Origin of the sequence: Kribbella catacumbae DSM 19601, from assembly GCF_000372465.1 — a bacterium.
Taxonomy (GTDB): Bacteria; Actinomycetota; Actinomycetes; order Propionibacteriales; family Kribbellaceae; genus Kribbella; species Kribbella catacumbae.
In genome coordinates, this window is sequence record NZ_AQUZ01000125.1 from 1 (window position 1) to 2,269 (window position 2,269).

2 protein-coding genes are annotated in these 2,269 nt (G+C 63.7%); both read right to left on the reverse strand.

The window, feature by feature from the left end; translation table 11 throughout:
- Positions 1–897: 897 nt before the first annotated feature.
- Positions 898–1,560, reverse strand: a complete 663-nt coding sequence (locus A3ES_RS50800; protein WP_337587785.1) for an NHL repeat-containing protein — start codon at positions 1,558–1,560, stop codon at positions 898–900.
- Positions 1,561–1,942: 382 nt separating this feature from the next.
- Positions 1,943–2,269, reverse strand: a 327-nt coding sequence (locus A3ES_RS0145400) for a type 2 periplasmic-binding domain-containing protein (protein WP_020393464.1), incomplete at its 5' end; no start/stop codon positions are given.

Here is a 2,269-nt window from a genome sequence, read left to right on the forward strand (position 1 = left end):
CCACTGTCCTACCCACCTGCAAGAATCAACCCCGAAACCGGCCACCAAGCCGCGAGCCGCCGCCCGCGACAGAGTCACGAAAGATCCGGGCTAGCCGCACGCTGGGTGCGAGGTCGAGAAGTTTCGTTGCCAGGAAGGTGGAGTAATGCGTTCGTGTGTCACTTGCTTCAGTCGGCCTTGGGGGCTGGCTGGGGTGCTGATGGTGTTGTTGTTCTGCGCAGTGACGAGCTTCGCCGACGCTGAATCTGGTGTGCCGGTCAGTACGTACGCTGCCGGCGTTGGCCCGAATCCACCGCCACCAGGTCCTGGACCAGGCGGTTAGATGTCCATGCAGCCCAAATCGCTCGCAGGGTCAGGCCTGGTTGCCGCGCTGGCCACGCTGACTTGTGCGGCGATGTGGATCGGTGTCTTTGGCAACTATTTGAGCGAGGGTCCAGTCCGTAGGTATGCCGCTGGAGGCTTCACTAACCCACCGCCGCCACCTCCCTGGCCGGGCGGATAGGCGCCCTGCAGACCTGAATTCGGAAGGAGTGTTGATGCGTTCTCTCATTTTCCACTCGGAGCGGGGCGTTCGTCTCGCGGGTTCGCTGATTGTTCTGTACTTCGTAGTCGCTTGGATCTGGGCTGTCGCTGGCGAGCCACTCAGTACGTATGCCGCCGGTATTGGACCGATCCCGCCGCCTCCGTCACCGGGGCCTGCGGGGTAGACCTGCCGCCGTCGCGGCTGCCAGTGCTTCTTCCAGGAGCCCGCGGGCGGGGACGAGTTCATGTCGCATCTCGTGCTCGCGTCCCGGTCGGAACAGCTCCTCGACGTGCTGGCGCCCAGTCATTTCCATGCCTCCATGAACTGATCCGTGCCCTTTGACCGGGAACCGCGGTCCAGGGTGCCGGGGTTTGTCAGGCGTCGACCAGGACGATTTCGTATTGATCTGCGGTGGGTGGGACGCCGGTGTCAAATTTTGCGTTGACGGCCGCGAGGGTGTCGCCGAAGAGGGCGGCCGTTGCTGGGACCTGGAAGAGAGGGTTCGTGATGGTCTTCTTGACCACGCCGCTGGACAGATCGTCGGTCAGTGCGATTCGGGTGATTTGGTTGGAGAAGCTTTGCACTGCCCACAACCGGCTGTCGTCCAGCACGATGCCGTCGACGGTTGGTACGCTGACACCGGTGATGTGTGCACTGGTTCCTTTGGCTGGGTTGACGGTGTAGAGCTCGCCGTTGCCGCTGTGGGCGACGATCAGAGTCTGCCCGTCCTCAGTGGCGGCAATGCCGTTGAGATTGAATTCGTCACCGGTGTCGGCGGCCGGCCCGCTCAGCTTCAATGTCCTGAACGGTCCGAGGTTTCCGTACTGGTCGATCGGGACAAAATGGAGTCTGGCATGAAGGCTGTCGGTGAACCAGGCGCCCTGGGGAGTGAGTGCCACGTCGTTGATGAGCGAGGTTCCAGGGTCGCCGAGTTGATAGCTGGCCACGGTCGCACCTGAGTCGGTGTCATACACGTAGGCTTGCCCGGTGAATCCGCCGGCGACGAAGAGCAGATCGTTCCGGGTGTTGACGGCCATACCGACAGCCTGGCGACCGGCCGGCGCGTCGATGAACGGAGCCGCCGAGCGTTTCTCGACGTCACCACGGAAGATGTCGCCAGTGAAGAGATCCCCGGCGTAGAAAGTAGCGCCCCTCACCCGCGGCGATGCCCTCCGCAGAAGTAGCCCCAGGCAACACGATCGTCTTGAATACCGCTGTGACCGACGCATCAGCCGACGGCGCAAATACACCCGTACCGGCAATAAGCAGCAACGGCAGGCCAGCCCACAGCGCGCGTGCCATCAGACTGCGGCTTCTAGCAACGTTGTACATCAATTGTCCTCCCGTGAGTGCGCCGCTGGGGTGCGGCACCGGCCGGTTCGCTCTGGGGGAGTGAAACCGGCCGGTGGCTTTGGTGGGTCAGTACTTCTCGACCGGCGGCTGGGTGCCGGCGGAACCGGACTTGCCCAGCGTCTCGTCGTAGAGCGCCTTCCAGGTGCCGTCGGTGCCGGCGGCCTCGAGGCCCGCGTTCACCTTGTCACGCAGGGCCTTGTCGGCCAGCGGTACGCCGATGCCGTACTTCTCGGTGCTGAACGGCTTGCCGACCACGCGCAGGTCCGCCGGCGCGTTCGCCGCGTAGCCCTTGAGGATCGCGTCGTCGGTGGTGACGGCGTCGACCTTCTTGTCGAGCAGCTGGGAGACGCACTCGGAGTAGGTCTTGAACTCCGAGATGTTGCTGGCCTCGGT